General features: G+C 69.6%; 6 protein-coding genes. 1 reads left to right on the top strand and 5 read right to left on the bottom strand.

The window, feature by feature from the left end; translation table 11 throughout:
* Positions 1-837: M23 family metallopeptidase (locus VJS38_RS20620; RefSeq protein WP_324090024.1), on the top strand; the 837-nt coding region annotated here is incomplete at its 5' end.
* 29 nt (positions 838-866) lie between these two features.
* On the opposite strand, the gene prfB is transcribed toward VJS38_RS20620, so the two are convergent.
* The 5 genes from prfB to VJS38_RS20595 all read right to left on the bottom strand — a co-directional run.
* Positions 867-1983, bottom strand: a protein-coding gene (prfB, locus tag VJS38_RS20615; RefSeq protein WP_324090023.1) for a peptide chain release factor 2 whose coding sequence is annotated in 2 segments (ribosomal slippage) — positions 867-1913 and positions 1915-1983 — 1116 coding nt in all. Because the reading frame shifts where the segments join, the coding sequence is not laid out codon by codon here.
* Positions 1984-2057: 74 nt separating this feature from the next.
* Positions 2058-4454, bottom strand: a complete 2397-nt coding sequence (locus VJS38_RS20610; protein ID WP_324090022.1) for a penicillin-binding protein 1A — start codon at positions 4452-4454, stop codon at positions 2058-2060.
* A 120-nt stretch (positions 4455-4574) separates the two neighbouring features.
* Positions 4575-4844 (bottom strand): translation initiation factor IF-1, encoded by a 270-nt coding sequence (infA, locus tag VJS38_RS20605; protein WP_324090021.1) that lies wholly within the window; start codon positions 4842-4844, stop codon positions 4575-4577.
* 89 nt (positions 4845-4933) lie between these two features.
* A complete protein-coding gene (locus VJS38_RS20600; RefSeq protein WP_324090025.1) occupies positions 4934-5143 on the bottom strand; it encodes a cold-shock protein in 210 nt (69 codons plus the stop codon).
* A 219-nt stretch (positions 5144-5362) separates the two neighbouring features.
* Positions 5363-6064 (bottom strand): N-acetylmuramoyl-L-alanine amidase (locus VJS38_RS20595; RefSeq protein WP_324090020.1); only part of this gene is annotated, 702 nt, incomplete at its 5' end.

Here is a 6064-nt window from a genome sequence, read left to right as displayed (position 1 = left end):
GCGCTGGCGGCGCTGGTCGAGCAGCGGCACGCGGCGCTGGCGCTCCTGCTCACCGACGCCAAGACCGCTCCCGGCGCGGCCCAGGCGCTCACCCCGCCCATCACCCAGGCGTTGGCCGCGGCGACCGCCGCCGCCGACCCGGTCGGCCGGCTGCAGGCCGTGCACGCCGGCCAGGAGCAGGTGGTCGAGGCCGCCGACGCCTTCGCCCAAAGCCGCGCCGATCGCATGCGCAAGGCATTGAAACTGGCCGGCGTCACGCCCGCGGCGCGCAAGCCGGGCGCGATCGGCGGGCCGCTGATCGAGGCCGACGACCCCAAGGCGTTGGCCGCGGTGCTCGGCGTCGATCCCGCCTTCGCCGAACGCATCCGGCAAGCCGCAGCGGACCTTTCGGCGGCCCAGGCGCTCAGCGACGCCGCCGCGAAGCTGCCGCTCGCCCGGCCGACCGCGGGCGAGGCCCAGTCCAGCAGCTTCGGCCTGCGCATCGATCCCTTCACCCAGCGCGCGGCCTTCCATCCCGGCCTCGACTTCCCCGGCGCGCGGATGACGCCGGTGCACGCCACTGCGCCAGGCCTAGTCACCTTCACCGGCGTGCGCGCCGGCTATGGCAAGACCGTCGAGATCGACCACGGCGGCGGCTTCAAGACCCGCTACGCCCATCTCGCCAGCATCGCCGTCCGCCCCGGCCAGCGCCTGGCCGCCGGAGCGAAGCTGGGCGGCATGGGCTCCACCGGCCGTTCGACGGGCACCCACCTGCACTACGAGGTGTGGGTCAACGGCCGCGTCCAGAACCCCGAGCGCTTCGTGCGCGCGGGCACGTACGTGCTGCAGGGCGGCTGAACCCTCTCCTCCCGATTAAGCGAGGGAGATCAGGCCGCGTCCCGGGTCGCGCCGACCCGCTGGGCCAGCGCCGCGCCCATGAACTCGTCCAGGTCGCCGTCCAGCACGCCCTGGGTGTCGGAGGTCTCCACCTCCGTGCGCAGGTCCTTCACCATCTGGTACGGCTGCAGCACGTAGGAGCGGATCTGGTGGCCCCAGCCGATGTCGGTCTTCTGGTCCTCCAGCGCCTGCTGCGCGGCCTCGCGCTTCTCCAGCTCCAGCTCGTAGAGCCGGGCCTTCAGCATCTTCCAAGCCTGGTCGCGGTTCTGATGCTGCGAGCGCTGGTTCTGGCAGGCCACCACGATGCCGGTGGGGTTGTGCGTCAGGCGCACCGCCGAGTCGGTCTTGTTGATGTGCTGGCCGCCCGCGCCCGAGGCGCGGTAGGTGTCGGTGCGCACGTCCGCCGGATTGATCTCGATCTCGATCTCGTCGTCGACCACCGGATAGACCCACACCGAGGCGAAGCTGGTGTGCCGCTTGGCCGCCGAGTCGAAGGGCGAGATCCGCACCAGCCGGTGCACCCCGGCCTCGGTCTTCAGCCAGCCGTAGGCGTTGGGTCCCTTGACCTGCAAGGTCACCGACTTGATGCCGGCCTGTTCGCCCGACGTCTCTTCCAGGAAGTCGACGGTCATGCCGTGGGCCTGGGCCCAGCGGGAGTACATGCGCAGAAGCATGCCGGCCCAGTCGTTGGACTCGGTGCCGCCGGCGCCTGAGTTGATTTCCACGAAGGCGTCGTTGCCGTCCGCCTCGCCGGAGAGCAGCGCCTCCAGCTCGGCGCGGCTGGCGCGTTCCCTGAGCGCCTTGAGCTGGGCGCGGGCCTCGTCGAGCGAGCCCTCGTCGCCCTCCTCGTCCGCCAGCTCCGCATAGCCCACGGCGTCGGCGAGGTCGCTCTGCAGCGCCTTCACCGCGTCGACCTGGGCCGCCAGCCGGGTGCGCTCGCGCATGATGGATTGCGCGGCCGCCGCGTCGTCCCACAGCGTCGGGTCCTCGACCCGCGCGTTCAGCTCATCGAGTTTTCGAAGCGCCGGTTCCCAGTCAAAGACGCCTCCTGAGCAGTTCGATCGACTGCTCGATGTCGGCCTTCGCGGCCTCGACATCCGCTCTCATGGGAGAACTCCGATTAAAGACAAGGCGCGGGAGGTAGCGCGCGGCGCCCCCCAGCACAAGGGTTGCAAGAGCGGCTAGTAGAGGCCGCTGACGTCCTCGGCCGGCTTTTTCGGCGGCGGCGGCGCGCTCGCGGCCGCCGCGCTCGGCGCGCCGGTCACGCCGTTCTGCCAGACCTTGTCGTACGGCTGCGGCCCCACCATGCCCCCGCTGGGGGTCGCCGCCTGGATCACCCTGGGCTCGGTGCCCGGGCGGAAGGCCTCGCGGATGCCGCGGACCATGGCGAACTTGGCGTCCTTCGGCGGGGCGAAGTCGTCCTGCGGCTCGCTCTTCAGCGCGGTCTGCATGAACTCGATGAAGATCGGCAGCGCCGCGACCGCGCCGGTCTCGTGCTCGCCCAGGCTGCGGTTGTCGTCGAAGCCGACGAAGACGCCCACCACAAGCTTCGGCGAGAAGCCCATGAACCAGGCGGAGCGGTAGTCGTTGGTCGTGCCGGTCTTGCCGCCGACGGGGCGTCCCAGGGTCAGGGCCGCGGTGGCGGTGCCGCGCTGGACGACGCCCTGCAGCATGCTGGTGATCTGGTAGGCGGTGATCGGGTTCCAGACCTGGTCGCCGGTCAGCGGGATCCGCGGGCTCTCGTCGCCGCCGAAGCCGGCGTCGCAGCGGTCGCACTCGCGCCGGTCAGCCTTGAAGATGGTCTTGCCCTCGCGGTCCTCGACCAGCTCGATCAGGTGCGGGTCGACCTTGCGGCCGCCGTTGACGAAGGTCGAATAGGCCGCCGCCATCTTGAACACCGTGGTCTCGCCCGAGCCCAGCGCCATCGAGAGCACCCGGTCCATGTGCTTGACCACCTCGAGCTTCTCGGCGTTGGCGGCGATCTTGTTCATCCCCACGCCCTGGGCCAGGCGCACGGTCATGGTGTTGCGCGACAGCTCCAGGCCTTTGCGCAGCTGCAACGGGCCGTAATAGTCGTGCTCGTAGTTCTCCGGCGTCCAGGCCTGGCCGTTGGCGCCGGCCAGCGTGATCGGCGAGTCCATGATGACGCTTGCGGGCGTGTAGCCGTTCTCCAGGGCGGTCGCGTAGACGATCGGCTTGAAGGCCGAACCGGGCTGGCGCAGCGCCTGGGTCGCGCGGTTGAAGTTCGACAGCGAGAAGGAATAGCCGCCGACCATGGCCAGCACCCGGCCGGAGTTCGGCTCCATGGCCACCAGCGCGCCGTTGACCGCCGGCACCTGCTTCAGGCGCAGGCTCGAAGGATTGGCCTCGTCCGGGGCGACGAAGATCAGGTCGCCGACGCCGATCCCCTTCCCCGCCCGCGCCCAGGCGACGTCGGCCGGCGCCAGGGTTCCGGTTCCGCCGTCCATGGCGCGGACCTTGACCACGCCGCCGCCGACATCGGTGACCACCGCCGCGCGCCAGGTCCGGCGCTCGGCCGGCTTGGCGGTCTTCTTGGCGATCTCTTCCCAACCGGCGAGGGTGGTCACATGTCCCCAGGCGCCGCGCCAGCCATGGCGGTGGTCATAGGACTCCAGCCCGTCCATGAGGGCGGTGCGCGCCGCGCTCTGCAGGCCCGGGTCGAGGGTCGTGCGCATGTAGTAGCCGCCCTCGTTCAGCCGCTCGCCCATGGTGGCGAGGCCGCGGCGGCGGACTTCCTCGACGAAATAGTCGGCGTCGCGGTACTTGGCCCGCGTGGGCTCCGGCTGGACCTTCAGGTCCTCGCGCTTGGCGGCCTCGACCTCGGCGCGGGTGGCCCAGCCCAGCTCGGCCATCTGGTCGAGCACCCAGTTGCGGCGGGCGATCGCCTGGGCCTTGCGCCGGATCGGGTGGTAATTGTCGGGGCCCTTGGGCAGCGAGGCCAGGTAGGCGCACTCGGCCAGGTCCAGGTCGCTGATCGACTTGCCGAAGTAGTTGTAGGCCGCCGCCCCCACGCCGTACGAGCGGTAGCCCAGCCAGATCTCGTTCAGATAGAGCTCGAGGATCCGCTCCTTGGAGACCACCTGCTCGAGCCGGCGGGCGAGCAGCGCCTCCTTCAGCTTGCGGCCGAGCGTCTGCTCGTTGGTCAGGAGGACGTTCTTGGCGACCTGCTGGGTGATGGTCGAGCCGCCTTCGAATCTGCGGCCCTGCAGGGCGTTGACGACGTTCTTGGCCATGGCCCGGCCCATCCCGCCGACATCGACGCCGCCGTGCTTGAAGAAGTTGTGGTCCTCGGCCGCCAGAAACGACAGCGCCAGCTTCGGCGGCATGTTGTCGTAGGGCACGAAGATCCGCCGCTCGCGCGAGAACTCGCCGATCAGGGTGCCGTCCCACGCGTAGGCCCGCGTCGCCGTAGGCGGGTGATAATCCGCCAGGTCCGAGGCGTCGGGCATGTCGTGGAACAGCCAGGCCGCCCAGATGGCCGCGCAGAATCCCGCCACCGCCACGGCGCTCAGAACGGCCACGCCGGCTGTCGCGACCCACTTTTCGGGGGGGTTCAACTTAAGCTCGCCTCCGCGGGGGACGCCCTTTTCCCCTTCCCGTCCGTCTAGCGCGCGTTGCGCCGGGCGCCAACGTCTGTGGACGGCTTCGCGTCAGCGCGCCGCGGGCGGAGGGAGCGACTAGCGCCGCCGGTAGACAGGTCTTGGCGAGCCGCCGATACGCGGCGCGGCGTCCCGATGGCGGAAGGTGATCCGGCCGCGATCCATGTCATAGGGCGTCATCTCCACCGTGACCTTGTCGCCCACCATGGAGCGGATCCGGTTCTTCTTCATCTTGCCCGCCGTATAGGCGAGAATCTCGTGGTCGTTCTCGAGCCTGACGCGGAAGCGGCCTTCTGGCAGCAGTTCGACGATCATGCCCTCGAATTCCACCAGGTCTTCTTTGGCCATGTAATGCTCCGATGGTGAATGAAAACGGGCCGGCGGAGCCGGCCCGTGGGTCGTCTCGATGACGGGGGCCAGCGCCCGCCGCCCGAGCCTCAGCCCGCTTGCAGCTGACCGGCCGACATCTTGCCGCTGCGCTTATCGCGCTCCAGCTCGAAGCCGATACGCTGACCTTCGTTCAGCGTCGCCATTCCGGCGCGTTCCACCGCGGAGATGTGGACGAACACGTCCGCGCCGCCGTCTTCAGGCTGGATGAAGCCGAAGCCCTTGGTGGGGTTGAACCATTTCACGGAACCAAATTGCATATGTTGTTCCTTTCCGGACACGAGTTCTCGCACCCAGGATGGGGCTTGAGATCAAATTTTCGGAGAGGGCCGTGTGGCGGGGCCGACGGGAGTCCAAGACGCCTGTCAGCGGGCTGCCGAGCCAAAACGAAATTCGATGCGGCTATAATGGGGCGGAGCGCTGTCATCCGCAACCCTCATCTCTACGAGACGCTCTATGTCGCCGGAATCATTCGACCCTCAGCGCGCCGCGATGCGGCTGGTCTGGGCGAAATAGTCGTCGATGGAAGCCGCGACGCCGTCGATCAGCTCGGCGCGCTGGCGCGGGTCGCGCAGGCGCTGCTCGTCCTGCCCATTGGAGAGGAAGCCCATCTCCAGCAGCACCGCGGGCACGTCGGGCGCCAGCAGCACCATGAAGCCGGCGCTGCGGTGGCTGCGGCGCAGCAGCGGCGCGTGGCCGTCGAGCTTGGCCACCAGGCTCTCGGCGAAGGTCGCCGAGCGGTTCTTGGTCGCTCGCTGGGTCAGGTCGAAGAGGATGTCGCTGACGCCGGGATCGGACGTCAGGCTGGCGCGCATGAACCAGTCGTCGGCCTTCACGAAGCGGGTGGCGCGGGCGAAGGCCTTGTCGGACAGGGTGTAGACGCTGGCGCCGCGCAGGCCGGGCTCGGCGGCGGAGTCGGAGTGCAGCGAGATGAAGAGATCGGCGTCGGCGCGCTGGGCGACGCGCACCCGGTCTTCCAGCGGCACATAGACGTCGGCGTCGCGGGTCATCACCACCTTGTAGCGGCCGGTGCTCTCCAGCTTCGTCCTGAGCGCCGTCGCCGCGGCCAGGTTGATGTCCTTCTCCACGCCATAGGCGCCGTGGGCGCCGGGGTCGTGGCCGCCGTGACCGGCGTCGATCACCACCACCTTCTTCAGCGGCAGCGGCGCGCGCAGCTTCAC

Origin of the sequence: Phenylobacterium sp., from assembly GCF_035276905.1 — a bacterium.
GTDB lineage: Bacteria > Pseudomonadota > Alphaproteobacteria > Caulobacterales > Caulobacteraceae > Phenylobacterium.
Note: the sequence above shows the minus strand (reverse complement) of the source record. Positions and strands in the feature narration are given on the sequence as shown.